The following is a 23,333-nucleotide window of genomic DNA, read 5'->3' on the forward strand; positions in this document are numbered from 1 at the left end:
TCCTTCGCTGCGCTCAGGATGACAGACGACGCAGAAGCCACACACCATCATACTCCATTAAACATTCCGCTTATTCCCAACCCTTTACCCCCTCTACATGCTTGTTAAAAATACCCTGCTGGCGGCTGCTGTGACGCTGGCGGCCTCGGCGGCTCTGCACGCCCAAACCCAAACCCTCGACGGCGTGGCTTCCGTGCGCCGCTCGGCCATCGAGCCGGTGTATGCCGGCAACGAAGTGAAGGGCTACGTGATGTATTCGCGCGGCGACAAGGCCGACAAGAAGAACGACAACTTCCTGCTCGATTTCTATGACCAGGACCTCACCAAGGTGAGCAGCATCACCATGCAAAAGCCGGCGGGCAAGTACTTCCTGCTGCGCAACGCCTTTAACGGCTCGGCCTTCGCCATGTACTATTACAACATGAAGGACAAGACGTTGGAGATTGAAACCTACGACACCGGCCTCAAGAAAATTGCCACCAAGGCTATTGGCGACCTCAACAAGGCCGATTTGTACATGACCTACCAAGCCTTCGGCACGCAGGGCATCGAGGGCACCGACACGGGCCAGAACATGACGCTGTTTCCGGTGCCGAACTACGGCTTTGTGCGCAACAGCTTCGAGGGCATGGGCGCCAACGGCACCATGAAGGGCTTCAACCTGCAGATGTACGACGACAAGCTGACGCCGCGCTGGCGCCTGAGCACCGACCCCAAGTCGAAATTCGTCGAGTCGGTAAACCTAACCCAGGCCGTCGACAAGTACATTCTGGCTACCATTCAGCGTCGCACCAGCACGGCGTCGAAGAAAATCGATGCCTACATCGTGGCCCTGGAGGTGACGACGGGCAAAAAGCTGTTCGACCTGCCGGTGGAAAACAGCGCCACCGAGCAGCTGTCGCTCACCTCGTTCACCTTCGACCCGCTGAAGCGCGAGTTTATCGCCATGGGCGAGTTTTACAAGCTGAACGACAAACCATTCGTGAACAAAAGCCAGGGCTTCTTCATCAAGCGCTACAGCGAAGATGGCAAGCTGCTGGGCGTGAAAAACTACGGCTGGCACAACGAGGTGGCCGCCGCCCTGCCCGCCGAAGCCCGCCAGAGCCTGGAAGACGGCTTCGTGAACTACACGCAGTCGGTGGTGCGCGGCTCCAACGGCAAGACCTACATCGTGGCCGAGCAGTACAAAGTGGTGGGCGACGGCCTGGGCATTGCCCTCTCGCTGCTGGGTTCGAGCACGGCCTCCTTCGCCAAAGGTCAGGTTGCCAACCTACTGGTGTTTGCCCTCGACCCCAACGACAAGCTGACCGACGTAAAATTCTACGCCAAGGACGCGTCGAAAGTCGTGATTCCGCAGTACGAGAGCTTGTCGGGTACGGGCATGCTAGGCTCTTACTTCAAACGGTCGGGCCAGTTCGACTACCAGTTCATCCAGAAAAACGACGCCAACTCGCAGTTTAACGTGGTGTATATCAACTACGATAAGGAGAAGGGCGAAGCCACCAAGAAAATCATTGGCAACGTGGCCTTTGGCGACAACGGCCAGTTCAAACTTGACAAGATTGACGGCACCAGCAACGCCACCACCTCCTTCCTGTACCCGGCCAAGCCCGGCTACGTGATGCTGGTAGACTACCTGAAGAAGGAGAAGAAAATGGGCATGAAGCTGGTGAAGCTCAACATCTAAGCTCTCGCTTTCTGCTTTTAGTCACGAAAAGGCCCGGCCACCGCCGGGCCTTTTTGCGTCCGGCGATGTGCATTCCGCAGCAGGGCTGCATCGGATGGGAAACGCTTTTCTGCCTGCGTATGCGCCCTCTGCTACTTTTCGCCGCCCTGTTCTGCCTGTTTTTTCACCCAGCCCGCGCCCAGCAGTTGGTGGCCCAGGCCCGCCAAACCAGCTACCTCACCAAGGTGTTTCGCCTCAGCGACGAGCAGGCCCGCCAACTGTACGAGCGCGGCCTCGACGCCGCCCGGCCCGAGTTTTTTACGCAGGCCGTCGACTCCTTTCCCACCGACAAGCCCGCCTCGCGCCGGCTGCCGCTGGGCTACTACCTGGTGGCCCACACCGAAGGCCCGCAACTGGTGTATGAGCTCCGCACCGAAGCCGACCGCGAAGTGCTGGTGGTCGACAATCAGGTGGATTTGAGCTTGGTGGTGCGCGACTCGCTGGGCCGGCTGCTGCCCGACGCCCAGGTGGCCCTGCGCGGCAAGCCGCTAGCCTTCGACGCCGCCACCCAAACCTACTTGCAAGCCCGCGGCGGCCGCGCCGGCCTGGTGGCCGTGACGTCCGGCGGGCGCACCACCTTCCATGCCCTCGACCAGACGTTTCCGCGCGGCGGGCAGCGAGTCCGGCAGCACGGGCACTGGCTGCGGCGCGCGGGCTGGCGTGTGCTCTACGGCTTTCCGCTGGGCTACCTCAGCGGGCCGGTGCGCAAGCTGGTGCAGGAGCTGCACTACCCGGCCGGCGTGAGCACCGGCCCCATTGGCTTGCTGCGCTCCATTTTTAACGAAGACGTGCGCGACGAGCGCCAAAGCCGCCGCGAAGACCGAACAGAAGCCCATCCCCGCTGGACCAGCTACGTGGCCACCAGCCAGCCCCGCTACCGCCCCACCGCCGATACCCTGCGTCTGAAGGCCCGCGTGCTGCGCCAGAAAAACGGCCGCCCCTACCGCCGTCCGCTCACCCTCTGGCTGGGCGGCAATGGCTACGGCGACGAAACCGGCAAGCGCATTGCCCGGCTGCGCCCCAGCCGGCCCGGCAGCTACGCCTACACCCTGCCGCTGACCGACTCGCTGGGCTTGCGGCCCGATACCTACGTGGGCTTCCGGCTGAAAGACCGGCGCGGGCAGGTGCGGGCCAGCGGGCAGTTTCGGCTCGAAGACTACGAACTGAAGAACAGCCACTACACCTTGCGCGTGGCGGAGAAAACCCAGCGCCAGGGCCAGCCGCAGGCCGTGTTTGTGCGCGGCACCGACGCCAACGACCTCAACCTGCTCGACGCCCGCCTGCGGCTGAGCGTGACGCCGTCCGGCGCGCCGGGCGCCCTACCCGGCCGCCAGCTCTTCATGCCCGACACACTCTGGACCCACCGCCAGGCGCTGGACGCGCTGGGCGAAACCCGCCTCAACCTGCCCGCCAACGCCCTGCCCGACGTGGATTTCAAGTACAACGTGCAGGCCACGCTGCTGACTTCCGACAACGAGCGCCGCACCGAAAGCGCCCAGGTCGACTTCCGCCACGACGCCGGCGAGCTGCACGCCGAGCTGCGCGCCGACTCGGTGCACCTGGAGTACCGCCACTTGGGCCACAGCCAGCCGCACGCGGCCACGCTCCGCATCTCCACGGCCAGCGAGCTGGGCAGCGGTTGGCTGTTTCGGGGGCCGGTGCAGCTGCCGCTGGCGCTGAAAGTGGACGCCCACGCCGACTCCTACGAACTGCGTGATGCAGAGGGCCGCTGGGCCGGGCTCGACATCAATGAAGGCAACGCCGAACTCACCTTGCTTTCGGACCGCCGGGCCGACTCGCTGGTGCTGGCCGTGAGCAACCCGCACGGGCTGCACTTCTGGTACTACCTCTATCAGGGCAACCGCCTGCGCTACCGCGGCTACGCCGATGCCCTCAATATGGCCATTCCGCACGCGGGCGCGGAGCCTTGGTTTGCCTCGCTGCACTACTGGTGGGGCGACGCCCTGCGCTCGGCCGAATTCACGATGGCGCTGCCCGCGCCGCAGCTCCTCATCAGTGCCGAGCAGCCTGCGGTGGCGTATCCCGGCCAGCGAATCAGCCTGCGCTACGCCGTGACCGACGAGCGGGGCCGCCCCGTGCCCCACGCCGACCTGACGAGCTACGCCTACACCAGCAAGTTTGAGCAAACCGCCGCGCCTGCGCTGCCGCAGCTGCGGGTGGCCCGGCCGGTGCAGGGCCGGCAGTCGCTGCGCCGCTTCAAGCTGGGCAAGGATTTTGCGGGTTCCTCGGCCCAGAAGCTGCTGCCCTGGGCGCGCTGGCGGCACGTGCTGGGGCTCGACTCACTGACGTTTTACCAGTTTCTGTACCCCGAAACGGGCAGCTTTCACGAGTACCGGCCGGCGCCGGGCGGGCTGACGCAGGTAGCGGTTTTCCTGGTCGACTCCGGCCGGGTGCTGCCGCCTGTGGCGGTGTACGTGGACGGGCAGCCCGGCTACATCCACGACGTGAACCACAACGACCCCTACACCGTGGTGGCCGACAGCGGCTTTCACACCATCAGCGTGCGCACGGCCACGCGCTTCGTGCGGCTGCGAGAGGTGTATTTGCGCCCGCTGCACAAGCTCACGCTGAGCATCGACGTGAACCATCCCTGCGCCGAGCTGAGCGTGGAAACACGCCGGCCGGAGCTGGCCCCCGCCGAGCTGCTGGGCCTGCAACGCTCAGTGGTGGTGCTTGACGGCACGTTTCTGGCCGCCGCCACGCTGCGACAGGGCCCGACGCTTCGCCCCCTCACGCGGAGCTACTACCGCGAGGCCGTGGTCAGCGGCCCTTTCCGGCCCGATTCGGTGCTGCTGCGTGATGCTTACGGACTGCGGCGCAAGTTTCTGTTTGAGCCCTTGTACAAATATTCGTTTGGAGCCAACCTGCTGAAAATGCAGTGCCTAGATGCCGGCTTGCTGGGTCCGCTCAATGGCTATGAGTACAACGGCTACGGCAAGGCGCTGCCGCTACAGGGCTTTGCCTACACCGAAGCCGATTTCAAGCGCAAGCCCGAGTGGCAGGCCGCTGTCACGCCCGAATACCTCAACGCCCGGCTCGACGTGCCCTACGCCACGCCGCAAGGCCAGGGCCGGCTGGAGCTGCGCCTTCCGCCGCGGCCGGCCGATGCCGGACCCACCTATAAAGAGCTGGCGGCACCGCGCTACGTGCTGCTCACCCGCCCCGGCCAGCCCAAATTCCTGCGTTTGGAGCGCGGCTACGGCCTCATCCACGCACTGGCGCCGGGCCGCTACCGCGTAGCCATGCTGCTGGCCGACAGCTCCTGCCTGGCCCCGGCCGAGGATGTCCTCGTCCAACCCAACGGTCAGACCTACTTCCAGCTCCGCCGCACCGACCAGGTGCCCGCCGGCCGCCTCAGCCGCCGCATCAACCAGCAGCTGTGGCTGCGGCGGCCCAAGGCAATGCACGTCACCCCGGCCGACAGCGTGCCCGCCCGCCGCGAAATCCGGGTGGAAACGCCCGCCACGCCCCAGCCCGGCTGGCGTACCCTGCGCGGCCAGGTGCTCGACCGGGCCAGCGAGGAAGGTATGCCCGGGGTGACGGTGCTTATCAAGGGTACCACCATGGGCACCTCAACTAATGCCGACGGCAGCTTTGCCTTGCAAGTGCCGCCGGATGGAAGCAGCACGCTTCGAATTAGCAGCGTGGGCTATATTACCCAAGAAGTTGCCGTGAGCGGGGTAAGCACGCTGGTGATAAAGCTGGCTGCCGATACCAAGCAGTTGAATGAAGTGGTGGTCGTAGGCTACGGCACAACGGAACGGCGGAACATGAGTGCAGCCGTTTCGACCGTTTCGGCGGCACCGCTGTTGCGCGGCCTGGCAGGCCAAGTGGCAGGCGTGCAGATTGAAGGCGCCCCCGGCGCCCGCATAATGATTCGCGGGGCTGCCTCCATCAGCGCCAGCAACAAGCCCTTCATTCTGCTCAATGGCCTACCCTTTGATGGCCTGCAAGCTGACATCGACCCGGCCAGCATTACCAGCCTAAGGGTGATAAAGGGTACCGAAGCAGCCAGCCTCTACGGCTCGCAGGCGGCCAATGGCGCAATCATTATCACCACTAAAGGCAGTGCCGATGACGTGCCCAACGGCGCCGACCCGCGCCTGGCTTTGCGCCGTCACTTCCGCGACTACGCCTGGTGGCACCCGCTGCTCGAAACCGACGCCCGCGGCCAGGCCCGCGCCGAGGTGGTGCTGCCCGACGACGTGACCAGCTGGGACAGCTTCGTGCTGGCCTCCGACAACCACGGCCGCCTGGGGCGGGCCACGGCCCGCCTCAAGTCGTTCAAGCAGCTGCGGGCCGAGCTGGCCACGCCCCGCTTCCTGGTGGCCGGCGACCGCACCCAGCTGCTGGGCAAAAGTCTGAACTACGGCTTTGATACGGCGCAAGTGACGACCACCTTCCGGGCCGGCGCGCAGGTGCTGCGCACTCAAAACCAACGGGTGAGCCCGGTGGCGCTGGATACACTCACCTTCACTGCTCCCGCTGCCACGGCGCCCGACTCGGTCACGCTCAGCTTCGCCCTGGCCCAGCCCAACGGTTACCAGGACGGCGAGCAGCGCAGCCTGCCCCTGCTGCCCGCCGGCACCCTGGAGCGCGTGGGCACCTTCGCCACCCTCACCGCTGCCGATACCACGCTGCAGCTGCCCATCAACCCCGCTTTGGGCGAGGTGACGGTGCACCTGGAAAGCGACGCCCTGCCCCTGCTGCTCTCCGAAATTGAGCACCTGCAGCACTATGCCTACCTCTGCAACGAGCAGGCCGCCTCCAAGCTGAAGGCGCTGCTGCTGGAGCGCCGCATCCGAGAGGTGCAGGGCCAGCCTTTCCGCGGCGACCGGGCCGTGAACTTTCTCATCAAGAAGCTGCTAGCCGGCCAGCACAAGCCCGAGCACCTGTGGGGCACTTGGCCTACCTCGTCAGTGAGCCCCTGGGCCACCACCCACGTACTGGAAGCTTTGTTGGAGGCTGAGAAGGCCGGCTACAAGGTGACTTTCGACCGGGCGGCGACGCAACGCTATCTGCTGGGCGAGCTCGACGACCACCTGAGCGAAGCCGCCACCGTGGCCCAACTGCGCGGCCGCCCGCTGCCCAGCTACTACGCCTACTACCACGCCCCCGACGACCTCATCCGCCTGCTGGCCCTGCTGCACCGCCTGGGCGCGCCCGCCGATTTCAAAACCTATGTGTCCCGCTTCAACCGCCTGCAATCCGGCCGCCAACCCCTCGACCGCTACCTGGCCCTCCTGACCCTGCGCCATCAGTTGGGCCTGCCCTATCAGCTCGACACGCTGCGGCGCTACCGGCTGCGCACCCAGCTCGGCGGCGTGTTTTATGGCGACACCCTGCATCAATCGACCTACTACGGCTACCTGCTGCGCGACCGGGTGGGTACCACCCTGCTGGCTTACCGCGCCCTGCGCGCCATTGGCGGGCACGAGGCCGAGCTGGCCCGCCTGCGCGTGGGCCTGCTCAACCTGCGCGTGGGCGGCCACTGGACCAGCACCTACGAAGCAGCCGAAATCCTCGAAACCATTGGGCCTGATTTGTTTGCGGCGGGCCGCCCGGCCACCTTTGCCCGCGCCCAGCTCAGCGGCGGGCTCAGCGAAACCGTGACCAAGTTTCCTTTCACCGCCAAGCTGGCGGCCAGCAGCGGGCCGCTCACGCTACGCAAGGAGGGCCTGCTTCCGCTTTACGCCACGGCCTACCAAAGCCACTGGAACCCCACCCCGGCGCCGGTGTCGGCCGCCTTCACGGTGCGGACGGAGCTAGCGGGCCAGGCCGGCAACCGCGTGACGCTGCGCGCCGGCCAGCCCGCCGAGCTGCTTGTGACCGTGGACGTGAAGGCCGAGGCCCGCTACGTGCTGCTGGAAGTGCCCATCCCGGCCGGCTGCTCCTACGGCGACCCGGCCCCCACCAACGGCCTCGAAACCCACCGCGAATACCTGCGCCACCAAACCGGCATCTTCGTCGACTACCTGCCCGTGGGGCGGCACCAGTTCCGCATTGCCCTGCAGCCGCGCTTCAAGGGCACTTACACCATCAACCCGGCCAAGGCCGAGCTGGTGTACTTCCCCACGAAGTTCGGCCGCTCGGCCAGCAAGCAGGCGGTGGTGAAGTAGGGCTCCGCCCGCGCCATTAGGCATGCGCACTCGCTACTGCCGGCCGCGCCCGCAGCCACCGCTGCAGCGGACGCTCCACCACTTGGTACAGGCCGATGCTGATGAGCGTGTAAGCCAGCAGGCAGACAAGGCTGTTGCTCGACACATACACCCGAAACAGGTAATCGACCGTGCCCAGGTGCAGCAGGTAGAGCACGTAGGAAGCGCGGCCCAGCAAGCTCAGCAACTTGGTTTCGAGCACCCAGCGCAACCAGGTTTGCTCGCTTATCAGGCCCCAAAGCAGGCTGCACACGAACACCGGCAGCACCACGCTGCCGGCCAGCATTTCGACGAGGTACCAGTCGGGGCCGGTGCTATCGAAGCAGGTGGGGCACTGGTGGTTGATGATGGCCGTGGCCAGCATGTAGAGCAGAATGCCGGCAGCCCCGAGCAGCGTGTAGTGGCCGCGTCGGGCCAGGGGGCGCGGCTGCCGAACCACCCACAGACCCAGCGCCATGCCCCACACAAACTCGGCGCTGCGCCCGAAGAACGTCGTGCCCAGCACGAAGCGCGCATCCTGCATCAGGCCATAATAGGGCAGCTCGCGCGTGCAAAAAGCCATCAGCGCCAGCCCCAGCGCCAGCAGGGCCACGGGCACCAGCACCAGGCCGCGGGGGCGCCGCCGAAAGCCTAGCAGCAACAGCGGCGCGCACAGGTAAAACGTTTCCTCGACGGTGAGCGACCAGGCCGTGGGCACCCCCAGCGTGGCGAACTGGCCGAAATAGGCCCGCAGCAGGGTGAGGTTTAAAAAAACAGCCGCCGCCTTTTCCGGCCCCGAGTAGGCGGCGGTCCATTCCCACCAGCCGTGGGTGGGCCGCAAGAGCATGATGCCGAACGTGAAGGCCGTGAGCAGGAAATAAATGGGGTAGATGCGGGCAAAGCGGTTTTGGAGGTAGCGCCGAAACCAGGCCCAACTCAGCTCGAGGCCCTCGGCGTAGCGAATGGTGATGAGAAAGCCGCTGAGTACGAAAAAAATGACCACGCCCAGGCCGAACTGGCTCAGGTACTGCACCACCCACATTTTGAAAAACGGCAGCGTGGGCGACGCCTCCACCGAGGCGAAGTGCACCAGCACGACCATGTAGGCCGCCACGGCCCGCACGCCCGTCAGGGCCGGGAAATACGTTTTCAAGTGCCCTTTGCGAGTTGGTTAACGCGGCAAAGGTACCCGCGCCATCGGTGCTGCCGCGGGCCCGCTTTAAGCAGGGTTCTGCGGCTGGGCCTTGGGCTCCGTGCTCAAATCATTTCCTCCGGCCGCACCGCCACCGGGCGCTTGCGCACCGAGTCGTACACCACCAGCGCCACCAGCAGGCCCAGCAAAATCAGCGAGGAGCCCTGGGTGCCGAAGCCCAGCCCGTTCTTCTCAACCGGCTTGGTGAGCAGGTCGCCGAAGGTGGCGCCGAAGGGCCGGGTGAGCACAAACGCTACCCAGAACAGCAGCACCCGCGAAATGTGGGTGAAGTAGTACAGCGCTACCACCACTGCCAGCGCGCCACCGATGAGCAGCGCCCCGCCGCCGAAACCCAGCCCCGAGTCGTCGGCCAGGAAATCGCCCAGGGCCGTGCCCAGCGTGTTTGAGAACAGGATGGCGGCCCAGTAGAACAGCTCGGCCCGGCGCGACTGCACCTCGGTTACGGAAAGCGACTTTTCGCTCAGCCACCACCCGCCCAGGATGGCCAGCAGGATGGCGACCAGCAGGGCCGCGCCGGTGGCGTAGCCCAGGCCCAGGGTGCGGTCCATGTAGTCCGACATGGTGGTGCCGGCCGTGCTGGTGGCCAGAATCACGGCCCAGTACAGCGCCGGAATGTAGCGCCGGGCCGCCAGCTGCCCGGCAAGCGTCGCCAGGAAAAACCCAATGAGAATGAGCGAGCTAACGGCATAACCCACCTTCATAGTCTGGGCCAGCTGGTCGCCGGCGGTTTCGCCCAGCGTGGTAGCGCAGATTTTCATTATCCAGAACAGCAGGGTGACTTCCGGGATTTTCTTCATAACAGGCGCTTACGCATTTACTGCGCCAAACATCGCGCTCGATTCTGAAGGAATTGGGAAGGGACGACGCGCATCCTGCCCAGACGTGTTCCACCTTAAAAGATTATTTAAGCAGTCGTTAAAATCAATTAGCGCGTCATGCAGAGCGCAGCCTCACCGACCTCTACAACGTGGTGGAGAAGCTGCGCGCCAACCAGCCCCTCACCCCCAAAGACCAGACCGTGAATCAGCAGGGCCTGGCCTCCGTCGTCCTCAGCCTGCACCAGCAGCTCGACGCCGCCGTGGCCGAGGCCTACGCCTGGCCCCCCGCCCTGCCCGACGCCGAGATTCTCACGCGCCTGGTGCGGCTCAACCACGAGCGCGCCCGCGAGGAGCAGGCCGGCCACGTCCGCTACCTGCGCCCCGCCTACCAGGCGAAAGGGAATAAGGAACAAGGGATAGGGAATACGGCCACCCAGGCCGACCTGGCCCTGGCCGCATCCCCTGTGCCTTCCGCCCCTATCCCCTTTCCCACCGAGCTGGCCCAGCAGATGCAGGCCCTGCGCGACGCCGTGGGCCAGGCCGGCCAACCCGTGACGGCCGCGCAGGTAGCCGCGCAGTTCCGCCGCGTGAAAGCGGACAAAGTATTGCCACTTTTAAATACACTTGCGGCACTATCCTTGCTCCGAGAAACCGCTGCGGGGCAGTTTGCTCCGTAGGGTTCGGGCCGGTCGGCTCGGGCGGCTTCACGCTTTAGCTGGGTTCTATGCACTTTTCTACACGTTTTCTGGTGGCCCGGCTGGTTGCCGTATGCATGGGCCTGTGCCTTGCGCTGGGTTCGGTGGCCCAAACTGTACCCACTTGGGTGGGGGTGCGCAGCCTGAACAACTCAAATGGGCACTTGGCCCTGGGCATGAAGGCGGCCGAGACGGACGCCGCCGGCAATAGTTACGTGCTGGGCGACTTTACCGGCACCGTGTCGGTGGGCGGCACCAGCCTCAGCAGCGGCCAGAGCTTCGACGTGTACCTGGCCAAGTACACGCCGGCCGGCCAGCTGGCCTGGGTGCGCCAGCTTAGCTCGCCCGGAAACGAAAAGGCCGGCGACCTGGCCCTGGACGCGGCCGGCAACGTGTACGTCTCGGGCACCTTCGGCGGCAACATTCAGTTGAGCCCAACGCTGGCCCTGGCGTTTGCGCCCGTTCGCGATGGTCCCACCAATTACCTTTTTGTGGTGCGCTACTCCCCGCTGGGCCAGCCCGAGTGGGCGCAGCAAACCACCTCGCCGGTTCTTTCTCCGGCGCTGGCCAGCACCACGTCCGTCAACAGCATGGCCGTGACGCCCACCGGCATGTTGTACGTGTCCGGGGTGTTCACCGTGGCCGCCCGGCTGGGGGCCACCACGGTGGCCGTGCCCGGCGGCTCGCCCTACGGACAAGGCGTGTTCGTGGCGGGCTTCGCGACGGCCACCGGCCAGCCGCAGTTGCTGGCCATGCCCGTTTATGTGCGCGTACCCGCCGTCAACGGCCTTTCGGCCTACCTGCAGGTGGCCGCCGGCCCCGCCGGCGAATTATACCTGGCCGCGCTCTTCTCCAACCGACTGGAGGCCAACACCAACACCGGCAGCAGCGCGTTCAGTAGCCGGGGTGGCTCCGATGTACTACTGGCCAAGCTGAACCCCCAGGGCCAGGCCGAATGGATAGAGCAGTTGGGCGGCGTCGGCGCCGACTGGGTATGCGGCACGAAAACCGATGCCGCGGGCAACGTGTACGTGGCCGGCACCTGCGGTGCCGCGGCCACCTTTGGCAGCACCACCGTGGCCAGTGCCGGCCCCCGCGACAACTACTTGGCCAAGTATACGCCCCAAGGCACGCTGGAGTGGGTGCAAACCAGCGGGGGCCCCACCAATGGCATGATGGGCGAACGGTGCCTCCGCCTCGACGCGAGCGGCAACGCCTATCTGGCGAGCACCTTCTCGGCCAGCGCGCAGTTTGGGCCGCTGACCGTGACCAGCAACACCACCTCCCTCGACCTCGTGGTGGCCTGCTACTCCCCGCAAGGGCAGGTGCTCTGGGTGCAGCAGTCTTCCGGCCCCGGCCATGAAGTGGCCGAGCAACTAACCCTTGGCCCCAACAACGAGCTGTCCGTGTTCGGGCGCTGCAACAACAGCCTCTACTGCTACTTCGGCGCCAACCTGTTCACGCTCCCAGCCGGTGCTGCGGATGACTCGTTTGTGGCGCGCTTGGGCATCGACGCCACCATCACGAGCACCCGTGTGGCGGGTACGTTGCCACTGACGGCCTACCCCAACCCGGCCACCGCGCAAGTGCACCTGCCGGCAACGCTAGTGGGGGCCCGCATTCAACTGCTTGACGCCCTGGGCCGCACCGTGCGCGAAACCACTGTTTCGGCTACCGGAGAAGTATTCGTGCTTGGCTTGGTGCCGGGCATCTATACCCTGCGCGCCACCGACAAGCAAGGCCAGCCGCACGCTGCCCGCGTGACGGTAGAGTAGCGCGCCCTGCCCGAGGCCGAGCGGCTCACGCGCCTGGTGCGCCTCAACCACGAGCGCGCCCGCGAGGAACAGGCCGGCCACCAGCGCTACCTGCGCCCCGCCTACCAAGCCCCCGAAACTAAGCAGGCGAAACTCTCTTTGCTCACCGCAGCAGCCTTTCCGGCCCCCGGCCGGTCCTCCCTTCAGACGGGGGGAATCGCTCTCCAAGCCTGGCCCGCCGAACTGGCCCAGCAGATGCAGGCCCGGCGCCACGCCCTGCAGCAAGCCGGCCAGCCACTAACAGCCACCCAGGCAGCCGCCGGTTTCAAACGTGTAAAAGCAAACAAAATACAGCCTCTCCTCCAAGCACTTGCAACAATACCCTTACTCCGCAAAACGCACGAAGAAGCTTACGCCATTTAATCTTCCACCTTTCCCCTGAGCCGCTTATGCCTACTCCTACTCTTGCATCCGTTCGAATTGCCGGCCTGCTCCTAGGCGGCTTATTGTGCAGCCAGGGCAGTGCCCACGCCCAAACCACCCCCGCCTGGACCCGCGCGGCCAGCACACGCGACTACCTGTCCATCCACAGTGGTAGCATTCGCCATCTCGATGCCGCGGGCAACGTGTACGAAGTGGGCCAATTTAGCGTAGCGGCCAGTGTGGGCCGAACCTACCTGTATAGCCAAGGCAGCTACGATGGCTACCTGGGCAAGTACAACGCCGACGGCACCACGGCCTGGGTGCGGCAGTTTGGCTCTGCGGGCGAGGATGGAGCCGCGGATGTAGCATTCGATGCGGCCGGCAACGCCTATGTAGTGGGCACCTACACGGAGGCCTTGAACCTGGGCAACGGCGTCAGGCTGGATGCAGCCCCCAATTCCGGCCAGAAGGTATTCATCGCCAAGTACGCCCCCAACGGCACCCCGCTGTGGGCCCAGCACAATGACTCTTACCCTGGCACGATGCTACCCACCTGCCCGCCTACAGCCCGCGTGCTCGGGGTACAGGTCGATTCGGCTAATCACGTAAACGTGACCTGCGTCTATGGTTTGGCCACCAATTTCGGCTTCGGTGGCATGCTGCCGTCGACGCCCTTGCCCAACCGGAGCAAGCCGGGAGCCAACAGCGTATACCTGGCCCGCTTTTCGGCTACTACCGGCACGCCGCTGAGCCTAAAGCCCATCCTGTACATTTCCCCATCGGTTACGGCTGGCGGCCTGGCCTTTCAGCAGCGCCTGCTTACCACCCCTACCGGCGGCACCTACTTGGTGGCCAATTACGTGGCAGCTCCTTCGTTCAGCACCGGGCTGGCTTTCGCTGAGACGGCCAGCCCCGATGTGCTGGTAGCCAAATACAACGCCTCGGGCCTGGTAGAATGGGCCCGCACCTTTGGTGGCCCCGACTGGGACGAGCTAACCGATGCCCGCACCGATGCCGCTGGCAACCTCTACATCACGGGCTCATTTAAGCAGTCGCTCCGGTTTGGCAGTACCACGCTGGCCGGCGCCGGCGCCGAGGACGGCTTTCTGGTAAAATATTCGCCCGAGGGCGTTGAGCAGTGGGCGCAGTCGCTGACCAGTCCCGGCGCCGACATCCTTCGCGGCCTGTGCGTAGACCCCGCTGGTAATGCCTACGTCACGGGCGGCTATGCGCCTCAGGCCCGCCTTGGCGGCACGGCTCTGGCTTCGGCTGGCCAGCTGGATATTGTGGTGGCTGCGTTCACCCCCAAGGGCCAGCTGAACTGGCTGCAGCGGGCCGGCGGCACCCAGGACGACGAGGGTTTCAGCCTGGGCTTCACCGCCGAAGGCCGCTTGCGCGTGTTTGGCTACACGGGTACCAGCGCTAGTTTCGATGCCATTCCGGTTTATTACGGCTATGCCTGGGCCGGCTTTGTGGCCGAGCTAGCCGCTTCGCCGCAGGCCGCGCCCCCGGCCGAGCCCCTCGAGGATGCTCCCCTCCCCGGCCAAGCGCTGCAGCCCTACCCCAACCCGGCTACTGCGCAGCTGCACTTGCCGGGCCTCGCCGCCGGCACCCGCGTGCAGCTGCTCGATGCGCTGGGCCGCGTCGTGCGCGAAACCACCGTTTCGGCCGCAGCCGAAGTGTCGGTGCAGGGCTTGGCGCCGGGGATGTACTCGTTGCGGGCCACCGATGCGCAAAGTCAGCGATACGTGGGGCGCGTGGCGGTAGAGTAGGCGGCCCAAGCAAGCATAAATAGCCCCGCATGAAAAGAGCCCCGTCCGGTGAAGGTCGGGGCCCTTTTTTCACCTTTTCGGAGGCGATTTGTAGCGAAAAAAAAGGCCGTTTCCAGATTAGAAACGGCCTTTTTACTAGGTAGCGGGGACTGGACTCGAACCAGTGACCTTTGGGTTATGAGCCCAACGAGCTACCAACTGCTCCACCCCGCACTGTTTGGTTCTGCAAAAGTACGGCGTTTTTCTGAGCCGGCAATTATTTGGTCGATAATAATTGCTTAACACGGCTAACCTGCTAGCCAACAGCTGGTAATTTTTCCGTCGCTCGGGCGCTAGGCCCGGTCGCCGGTGGCTTTTACGAGGTTGATGCCGGCAAAGAAGAAGATGAGGCCCACCACGAAGGGAACGATGGAGTTCATCTTGCTGAGGCCGATGCCGCCAATGCCCAGGAAAGCCAGCGCGCCGATGATGATGCCGACGATGCCTAAAACCGTGAGAATGGTGCCAAACGTGCGTTTCTGATTCATGGCTGTAAAGTCTTAAAAGAAGATAGTCAAGGAAAACCGGCCGGGCCGGGATAGCGCCTCATACGCCAACGGCCGGCAAATGGATAGGCGCCCGGTCGAAAGGCGACCCGGCGCGGCGCCATTGGCGGGCGCGGACCGCAGCCCGCGCCGGCCTAATTCCCCATCTTTGCTATCTACTTTAGCTTTATTGCCATGGCATCGCAGCGCTCCCCGGCCCTTGGGTTCATCTTCGTCACGCTGCTGATTGACGTCAGCGGGCTTGGCATCATCATTCCGGTGGTACCCACACTCATTCGGCAGCTCACGGGCGAGGGGCTGAGCCAAGCGGCCGTGTACTCGGGCTGGCTCACGTTTGCCTACGCGGGGGCGCAGTTCTGCTTTGCGCCCATCATGGGCGGGCTCAGCGACAAGTGGGGGCGGCGGCCGGTGCTACTGGCGGCGCTGCTGGGCCTGGGGCTCGACTACATCTTCCTGAGCTTCGCGCCTACACTGGCCTGGCTGTTTGTGGGGCGCGTGGTGGCGGGCATCACGGGGGCCAGCTTCACCACGGCCACGGCCTACATTGCCGATATCAGCACGCCCGAAAACCGGGCCCAGAACTTCGGCATGGTGGGTGTGGCCTTTGGGCTGGGCTTCATCATCGGGCCGGCGGTGGGCGGGCTGCTGGCGGGCTTCGGCTCGCGGGTGCCATTTATGGTGGCGGCGGGGCTGAGTTTGTGCAACTTCCTGTATGGCCTGCTGGTGCTGCCCGAGTCGCTGGCCCCCGACAAGCGCCGGGCTTTTGAGTGGACGCGGGCCAACCCCGTGGCCTCGCTGCTGCGCCTGAAGCGCTACCCGGCGGTGCTGGGCCTGGTGGCCTCGCTGGTGCTCATCTACCTGGCCGGCTCGTCCATTCAGTCGGTCTGGACGTTTTACACCGAGCTTAAGTTTGGCTGGGCGGAGAAGATGGTGGGCATTTCGCTGGGCGTTATCGGCTTGTTTTCGGCGCTGGTGCAGGGCGGGCTGGTGCGCGTGGCCATCCCAAAACTGGGCGCGGCGCGGGCCATCGTGCTGGGGCTGCTGTGCTACACGGTGGGCTTCGTGCTGTTTGCCTTTGCCTGGCGCGGCTGGATGATGCTAGCGTTTCTGGCGCCTTACTGCCTGGGCGGCATTGCGGGGCCGGCGCTGCAAAGCACCATTTCGGGCCAGGTGCCGGCCAACGAGCAGGGCGAGCTGCAAGGCGCCCTCACCAGCCTGATGAGCGTGACCGGCGTGGTGGGCCCGCTGCTTATGACGGGCCTGTTCCGCTACTTCACCCGCGACGAAGCGCCGGTGCACTTTCCGGGCGCGCCGTTTCTGCTAGGAGCGGTGCTGGCGCTGGGCAGCGCGGCGCTGGCCCTGCGCTCGCTGCGGCGGCACCCGCCCGTGGAAGCCGGCGCCCCCGCGGCCGAGGCCATGCCCGCGCACTAAGGTCGGCCGGCGGGCCGTGAGCAAACAGGCCGGGCCGCAAACGCGTAATTTGCCAGTACTGCTTCCACCTTGCTATGAATTCCGACATTCCTGCCCCGCTCCTCGATTTTTCGTACCGCGCCGACCTCGACATCCTGGTGAGCCGCTGGGCCTACCAGCCCGACCCGCACGAACTGCCCGCCGCTTACCGGCAAATGTGCGAGGCCGCCGTGCGCGACCAGGCCCGCTTCTGGCTGCAGGACATTCGCCGGCGCACTCTCAACGACCCCGGCACCACCAACTGGCTGCTCAATAAATTCTTTCCGGAAATGGCGAACCGACTGGGCGGCCGCCTCTACATTGCCTACCTGGTGGGCCCGGCCCTACACGAGTCCATTGTGAGCCACCCGGGCTACGTGTCGGCCGAGGCCTACGACGACAAGCCCTTTGCCACCTCGTTTTTCAACGATGAAGGCGCGGCTATTCGCTGGCTCCAGATTCAGCAGACCGACAAGGTGCGGACGTAGCTGGATTTGAGCGTTTGCACGTCATGCAGCGCGCAGCAAAGCATCTCGCTTGGGGTGGTAACTCAATGGATTGGTTTACTTCAGCACGCGAGATGCTTCGCTGCACGCTGCATGACAACATTTATTTTTTCATCAAAAAGCCCGTTTCAGACCTTGGAACGGGCTTTTTTATTATTAGCACAACTTATTTTCAAGTGGAGCGTTTCACAATTACGAAAACTTCGTAGATTTACGACACAATCGTAATCACCAAGCCAAGCCGCTTATGGAACGCCTCACCCAACCCGAAGAAGACGCCCTGCGCGTGCTGTGGCCGCTGCCCGCTGGCGGCTTCGTGAAAGACGTGCTCGACCAGCTGCCTGAGCCGCGCCCGCCCTACACCACCCTGGCCAGCACCCTGCGCAACCTGGAGCGCAAGGGCTACGTGCGCGCCGAAAAGCTAGGCAACTCCTACCGCTTCGTGCCCGTGGTGACGGCCGACGACTACCAGCGCCGCTCCCTGGGTACGCTGGTGAAGCAGCACTTCCAGAACTCTTACAAGGAGCTGGTGTCGTTTTTCGCGCAAGACAATAAAATCAGCGCCGCGGAGCTGCAGGAGATAATCAAGCTTATCGAAAGCAAGAAGGAGGACTAGCCATGCTCTCGCCCACCCTCCTCTATCTGCTGAAAGCCAATGGTGCGCTGCTGCTCTTCGCCCTGGCGTATTTTGGGCTGCTGCGCCGGCTCACGTTTTTCACGCTGAACCGGGTTTACCTGCTGTTTGCGCTGCTGTTTTCGGCGGTGTACCCGCTGCTGCCGATGCCGGCGCTGCTGCCTCCGGTGGCCGCCGTGCCCGTAGCCGTGGTGGTGATGGACACGGCCGCCGGGGCCGCGGTGGCCGCCAGCCCCGCCCCGGCGCCCACCGACTGGAACGCTGTGGCGCTGGCCGTATACGGCGCCGGCGCGGCCCTGGGGCTGGGGCGGCTGCTGGTGCAGCTGCTGTCGCTCTGGCGGCTGCGGCGTCGGTCGCGTCCGGCGGTGGTGCAGGGCGTGGCGGTACGGGCCTTGCAAGGCGAGGTCAGCCCGTTCTCCTTTGGCAGCACTATTTACCTGAACCCCGCGCAGCACCCGGCGCCCGAGCTGGCGGCCGTGCTACGCCACGAGCAGGTGCACGTGCGCCAGGGACACACGCTGGATGTGCTGCTGGCCCAGTTGGCGCAGGCCGCCGCCTGGTGCAACCCGGCCGCCTGGCTGCTACGCCGCGCTCTGCTCGACAATCTGGAATACCTGGCCGACCACGCCGCCCTGCAAACCGGCCTCGACCGGCGCACCTATCAGTACAGCCTGCTGCGCCTGAGCCAGGCGCAGCCCGGCCCCGCCCTCGTTTCTCATTTCACATTTCCAACCCTCAAAAACCGTGTTGCCATGATGAACACACCGCTTTCTTCGACCGGGCAGCTGGCCCGCTACTTCTTGGCCGGGCCGCTGGTGCTGGCCGCCACGCTGGGCTTTTCGGGCGCGCGGGCGCAGGGCGCTGGGCCGGCTGTGCCGCCAGCCGTGGCCTCAGCCAGTGCCCCCGCACACGCTACGGCCACGGTGCAGGCCGCTACCTCTGCTAAAATCACTGCGGCTGTGAACCCGGCCGACCACCAGCTGCCTGACGGCATCAAGGCCTACGTTGCCAAAACCTACCCCGGCAGCACCATCGGCGGCTATTTTATCAGCGACAAGGCGTCGGAGAAGGCGCCGCACGTGAAATACTACGCCAGTGTGACGACCCGCGACGGCGAGAAGCACAAGCTGTTTTTCAACGCCAATGAGCAGCTGGTGGAGGCGCCCGCGGCGGCTCGCTCGAGGCAGGCCGTTTCCGCAGCAGCCCCTACTGACCAAACCTTGCATGTCCCGGGCAAGCAGGGATCGCCCCTCGTGTACCTGGACGGCCAGCGCTATACGGGCGACATCAAAGACATTGGGCCAAATAATATTGCCAACATCAGCGTGTTTAAGGACGGCCGGGCACTCGAGCTTTTCGGGGCGGACGCCAGCAAAGGCGTGTTAATAGTGACCACCAAAGCAAACGAAAACAGTGCTGAGGTAGCCGCCTTCAATGCCAAACTGAACGGCGCCCCCGCGCCGACCCCAACGCCGGCCCAGGCCGCCAGCGTGCCTTACCTGGCTGCTCCCGCGCTGGCTTATATCACCCAGCACTACCCCGCCGCCCGCTTGCTGGGCGTGACGGAGCTGAAGGACGCCAACGGCGGCTCCTCGCGCTACCAGGCCGAGATTGTGCTGGGCCGCCGGCCGGCCTACCTCACGTTTGATGGCGCGGGCAAGTTTCTTTCAGAATCATACACCCGCTAGCTCGCCTTTTTTCTGCAATGAAGTACCAAATCTGCTTGCTTGGGGCGGCGCTCGCCGTCGCTCCGGGGTGGCTGCGTGCCCAAAAAGCCGCGGCTCCGGCGGCGCCCATTACCATTTCGGGCCAAATGAACGGCGTGCCGGACTCTACCACAGTGGCCGTGTTTGAGCCGATGCCGGGCGTGCCGCTGAACTACTTTTTCACCGACGGGCCTAATGAGGCAGTGGTGCGCGGGGGACGCCTTCGCTACCAGCTGCGGCACGGCCAAACGGGCTTTGTGCGCTACGATGGCCAGTATGTTCCGCGCAATCTGTCGTTTGTGGAGCCGGGGGCCCGCATCACCTTCACCCTGAAGCCCGCCGCCGACAACGCGCCGCCCACAGTAGTCTTTGAGGGTACCAACGCGGCGGGCAACAACCTGCTGGTGCAGGGCAAGCTCCTGAACGGCGGCCCGCCCGATGGCAGCCGCATGCGCGCCACCTTGGCCGCTGCCCCTACGGCCACGGCCGGCCTGGCCGCCCTCGAAGCCGAAGCCGTTGCGCCCAAGGCTCTGCTGACGGCCGCCCTCCGCGAGCACCAAATCAGCCAGCGCTGCTATGACGTGCTCACGGCCGAGGTGGAGCAGCGCGTGTTGTATTGGGCCGGGCAGGCGCTGGATTTTCACTTTCAGAACCCCATCAAGGCCGACCTGCACCTGCAAATGTCCGAGAGCGAGGCCCGCCAGCTTGCCCAGGCCCTGTGCGCCCGCTACGACCCCGCCCTGCCTCGCTACCGCTACTCCGCGCTGGGCAACCTGGGCATTGTGGCGGGGCTGCGCAAGCAGGGCGTGCTGCCCAGCCCCGCGCCCACGGCCCACACCTGGGCCGGCCACGCCCCGAAGTTCGAGCAGGTGTACGGCGACCTGGGGCGCTTCGACTACCTGCCGGCCCCGTTGCAGGCCAAGGCCGTAGGCGACCTGACGCTCACCGCCTTGGCTTTTAATACCACGAGCCCGGCCGATTTTGCCCAGTTGGCGGCCGATTACCAACGGTTGTTTCCGGCGAGTCCGTACACCCCCATCATTACCAAAGCCCTGCCCAAGGTGCCGCCCCCCGTCGCCGCCGGCCAGAATCAGACATTTGGCACCCTGGCCGCGGGCACGCACGCGCTGGCCTTCGCCCCCGCCCCGGGCCTCGACACGGTGCGGACGCTGGCTAGCCTGGTGCGGCAGCAGTTTGCGGGCCGGCCGGTGTTTGTCGATTTCTGGGCCTCGTGGTGCGGGCCGTGCATCGCGGAGTTCAAGTACGAGCCGGGCCTGCACGAGTTTGCCAGCAAAAACGGGATTGAGGTGCTTTACATCTCGGTTGATAAAGCCGGCTTTCGGGACAAGTGGGCGGCGCTGGCGGCCAAAAACAACCTGCGCGGCGCCCACTACCTGGCCTCGGAAGCCGTGCAGAAGTCGCTGGAGAAGGTAGTGCCGTATCTGCCTACGTACATGGTTTTCGATAAGAACGGCCAGCTGGTGGAAGCCAGCGCCTACCACCCCAGCGACGGCGAAAAGCTGTATCAGCAGTTGCGCGAGCGGCTAGGGCTGCGGTAGAGCAGATTACTACCCTGAAACCGCCTGTCCTCCCGAGCGCAGCGAAGGACCTTATCGAGTTTGAGCTTTGGGTTCGGACACGACAAGGTCCTTCGCTGCGCTCGGGAGGACATCCTTCTTAATCAGGAGCCACTCATGCAATCCCCAGCCGCCTTCAGGGTCTTTGGCGCTACTTTGCTCCTGAAACCCTGAACTGCTTATGAAAAACCGCTCCTCCCGCCCCTGGCTGGCGGCCGCGCTGGTGCTGGCCAGCTGCGCCGGCACCAAGCCCGCTGCTCCCGTTGCCACCACGGCCGCCACGCCGGCTTCAGCGCCCACCGAAACCTACCCAAAAGGCGTGGGCCTCGACATGGCTGATATCGACCGCACGGTGAACCCCTGCGACGACTTTTTTCAGTTTTCGGGCGGCAACTGGCTGCGCAACAACCCCGTGCCGAGCTACGCCAGCAGCTGGGGGCCGCGCAACCTGCTCGGCAACCGCACGCAGGACATGCTGCGCAAGATTTTGGAAGATGCAGCGGCCAACCGCAACGCCGCGCCCGGCTCGAACGCGCAGAAAGTAGGCGACTTCTACGCCGCCGCCATGGACACGGCGGCCATCGACCGGGCCGGCATTGCGCCGCTGAAGCCGGAGCTGGACCGCGTGGGCGCCGTGCGTGACGCGGCCGCCCTGCGCGCCGAAATCATTCATTTGCAGGACCTAGGCATTGGCGTGTTTTACCGGGTGGGCGTCGACATCGACGAGAAAATCAGCACCCAGTACGCCGTGCAGCTGAACCAGGGCGGCCTCACGCTGCCCAACCGCGAGTTCTACTTCAAAACCGACGCCCGCAGCGAGAAGGTGAAGGCCGCCTACCGCGCCTACATGCAGCAGGTGCTGGAGCTGCTGGGCATGCCGGCCCCGATGGCCCAGCTCGACGCGGCCACTGTGGAGCGCATCGAAACGCGGTTGGCCAAGGCTTCGCGCACGCCCGTGGAACTGCGCGACCCGCAAACCAACTACAACAAGATGACCGTGGCTGCGGCCCAGAAGCGCTACCCCGCCCTCGACCCCAAGGGCCTGCTGGCGGGCCTGCAGATGGGCAAGGCCCAGGAAATCATCGTGGGCCAGCCGGCGTTTTTTGATGAGGTGAATGCCGTGCTCAAAACCGAGAGCATCCCCGACCTGAAGGCCTACCTGCGCTGGCACCTGCTGCGCAGCACGGCCTCGGCCCTGCCCACGCCCTTTGCCGAGGCGGCCTTCCGCTTCAGCCAGGCCCAGAGCGGCGCCAAGCAGCAGGCGGTGCGCTGGAAGCGCATGCAGGCCGTGACCGACCAGACCCTTGGCGAGGCCTTCGGGCAGCTGTATGTGGACCAGGCGTTTCCGCCTGCGGCCAAGGCCCGGGCGCTCGAAATGGTGAACAACATCAAGGCCAGCATGGCCGAGCACATCCAAACCAACACCTGGATGAGCGCGCCCACCAAGGCCGAAGCCCTGAAAAAGCTGGCCGCGCTGCGCGTGAAAATTGGCTACCCCGATGTGTGGAAGGATTATTCGACCCTGAAAATCAGCCGCGAGAGCTACCTGAAAAACCTGCTGGCCGCCCGCCAGTGGGAAAACCGCCGCGAGGCTGCCCACCTGGGCCAGCCCATCGACCGCAACGAGTGGGGCATGACGCCGCCCACCATCAACGCCTACTACAACCCGGTGATGAACGAGATGGTGTTTCCGGCCGGCTACCTGCAGCCGCCCTTCTTCGACCCCAACGCCGACGACGCGGTGAACTACGGCGCTATTGGCGGGGTGATGGGCCACGAAATGACCCACGGCTTCGACGACCAGGGCCGGCAGTACGACGCCGAGGGCAACCTGCGCGACTGGTGGACGCCACAAGACGCGGCCGAGTTCACGAAGCGCGCCGCCGTGGTGGGCCGCCAGTACGACGCCTTCTCGCCGCTTGACTCGGTGCACGTGAACGGCCAGCTGACCATGGGCGAAAACCTGGCCGATTTCGCCGGCCTCACGGTGGTGTATGGGGCGCTGCAGAAGCAGCTGCAGCAGCGCTACGGGAACGGCCCGCGCCCCAAGTACGACGGCTTCACGCCCGAGCAGCGCTACTTCCTGAGCTGGGCCCAGCTGCGCCGCACCAACATCCGGCCCGAAGCCCTGCGCCAGCAAATTGCCACCGACCCGCACTCGCCCGGCCAGTACCGCACCATCGGTCCGCTGATGAACATGCCGCAGTTTCAGGCAGCGTTTGGGTGCAAGGAGGGCGACAAGATGATTCGCAAACCGGCCGATAGGGCGGTGATTTGGTAGGCAGGACGGACGTTTAACTCGTGCCTTCGCGCTGCTTAATTGTCCTTTGATTGCCCGTTGAGAACAAAGCCCCGGT

At 65.1% G+C, this 23,333-nt stretch carries 14 protein-coding genes and 1 tRNA gene; 11 read left to right on the forward strand and 4 right to left on the reverse strand.

The features are described 5' to 3' along the window. Positions 1-97: 97 nt before the first annotated feature. Together I2I01_RS13405 and I2I01_RS13410 are read left to right on the forward strand one after the other, a co-directional pair. Complete coding sequence (locus tag I2I01_RS13405; RefSeq protein ID WP_196286990.1) at positions 98-1,687, forward strand: DUF6770 family protein; 1,590 nt, start codon at positions 98-100, stop codon at positions 1,685-1,687. 119 nt (positions 1,688-1,806) lie between these two features. Then, complete coding sequence (locus I2I01_RS13410; RefSeq protein WP_196286991.1) at positions 1,807-7,866, forward strand: carboxypeptidase-like regulatory domain-containing protein; 6,060 nt, start codon at positions 1,807-1,809, stop codon at positions 7,864-7,866. 16 nt (positions 7,867-7,882) lie between these two features. On the opposite strand, the gene I2I01_RS13415 is transcribed toward I2I01_RS13410, so the two are convergent. Continuing rightward, a complete protein-coding gene (locus I2I01_RS13415) occupies positions 7,883-9,037 on the reverse strand; it encodes an acyltransferase family protein (RefSeq protein WP_196286992.1) in 1,155 nt (384 codons plus the stop codon). Between the two features lie 104 nt (positions 9,038-9,141). Continuing rightward, positions 9,142-9,894 carry a COG4705 family protein gene (locus I2I01_RS13420; RefSeq protein ID WP_196286993.1) on the reverse strand — a complete coding sequence of 251 codons (753 nt, stop codon included), beginning with the start codon at positions 9,892-9,894 and terminating at the stop codon, positions 9,142-9,144. Positions 9,895-10,067: 173 nt separating this feature from the next. Between I2I01_RS13420 and I2I01_RS13425 the strand changes: the two genes are divergently transcribed. The 3 genes from I2I01_RS13425 to I2I01_RS13435 all read left to right on the forward strand — a co-directional run bounded on the left by I2I01_RS13425 (position 10,068) and on the right by I2I01_RS13435 (position 14,559). After that, on the forward strand, positions 10,068-10,592 hold the full coding sequence (locus I2I01_RS13425; RefSeq protein ID WP_196286994.1) for an RNA-binding protein: 525 nt from the start codon (positions 10,068-10,070) through the stop codon (positions 10,590-10,592). Positions 10,593-10,639: 47 nt separating this feature from the next. After that, positions 10,640-12,385, forward strand: a complete 1,746-nt coding sequence (locus tag I2I01_RS13430; protein WP_196286995.1) for a T9SS type A sorting domain-containing protein — start codon at positions 10,640-10,642, stop codon at positions 12,383-12,385. Positions 12,386-12,813: 428 nt separating this feature from the next. Continuing rightward, positions 12,814-14,559 (forward strand): T9SS type A sorting domain-containing protein, encoded by a 1,746-nt coding sequence (locus I2I01_RS13435; protein ID WP_196286996.1) that lies wholly within the window; start codon positions 12,814-12,816, stop codon positions 14,557-14,559. 140 nt (positions 14,560-14,699) lie between these two features. On the opposite strand, the gene I2I01_RS13440 is transcribed toward I2I01_RS13435, so the two are convergent. Both I2I01_RS13440 and I2I01_RS13445 read right to left on the reverse strand, forming a co-directional pair. Then, positions 14,700-14,772: transfer RNA gene (locus I2I01_RS13440), tRNA-Met, on the reverse strand. 119 nt (positions 14,773-14,891) lie between these two features. Beyond that, positions 14,892-15,086: a hypothetical protein gene (locus I2I01_RS13445; protein WP_196286997.1), complete on the reverse strand. Its 195-nt coding sequence runs from the start codon at positions 15,084-15,086 to the stop codon at positions 14,892-14,894. 192 nt (positions 15,087-15,278) lie between these two features. Here I2I01_RS13445 and I2I01_RS13450 point away from each other — a divergent pair, with 192 nt between their 5' ends. The 6 genes from I2I01_RS13450 (at position 15,279) to I2I01_RS13475 (ending at position 23,257) form a co-directional block, all read left to right on the forward strand. Continuing rightward, positions 15,279-16,535, forward strand: coding sequence for a TCR/Tet family MFS transporter (locus I2I01_RS13450; protein WP_196286998.1), 1,257 nt, complete (start codon positions 15,279-15,281; stop codon positions 16,533-16,535). 74 nt (positions 16,536-16,609) lie between these two features. Continuing rightward, complete coding sequence (locus I2I01_RS13455) at positions 16,610-17,041, forward strand: hypothetical protein (RefSeq protein ID WP_196286999.1); 432 nt, start codon at positions 16,610-16,612, stop codon at positions 17,039-17,041. A gap of 265 nt (positions 17,042-17,306) precedes the next feature. Further along, a complete protein-coding gene (locus I2I01_RS13460) occupies positions 17,307-17,675 on the forward strand; it encodes a BlaI/MecI/CopY family transcriptional regulator (protein ID WP_196287000.1) in 369 nt (122 codons plus the stop codon). A 2-nt stretch (positions 17,676-17,677) separates the two neighbouring features. Beyond that, the gene (locus I2I01_RS13465) at positions 17,678-19,381 is read left to right on the forward strand and encodes a M56 family metallopeptidase (protein WP_196287001.1); all 1,704 of its coding nucleotides are present in this window, start codon (positions 17,678-17,680) and stop codon (positions 19,379-19,381) included. 17 nt (positions 19,382-19,398) lie between these two features. Then, complete coding sequence (locus tag I2I01_RS13470; RefSeq protein ID WP_196287002.1) at positions 19,399-20,958, forward strand: TlpA family protein disulfide reductase; 1,560 nt, start codon at positions 19,399-19,401, stop codon at positions 20,956-20,958. A gap of 199 nt (positions 20,959-21,157) precedes the next feature. Further along, positions 21,158-23,257 (forward strand): M13 family metallopeptidase, encoded by a 2,100-nt coding sequence (locus I2I01_RS13475; protein ID WP_196287003.1) that lies wholly within the window; start codon positions 21,158-21,160, stop codon positions 23,255-23,257. The last annotated feature ends 76 nt before the right edge of the window (positions 23,258-23,333 follow it).

Origin of the sequence: Hymenobacter properus (assembly GCF_015694735.1) — a bacterium.
In the GTDB taxonomy this organism is placed as follows: Bacteria; Bacteroidota; Bacteroidia; order Cytophagales; family Hymenobacteraceae; genus Hymenobacter; species Hymenobacter properus.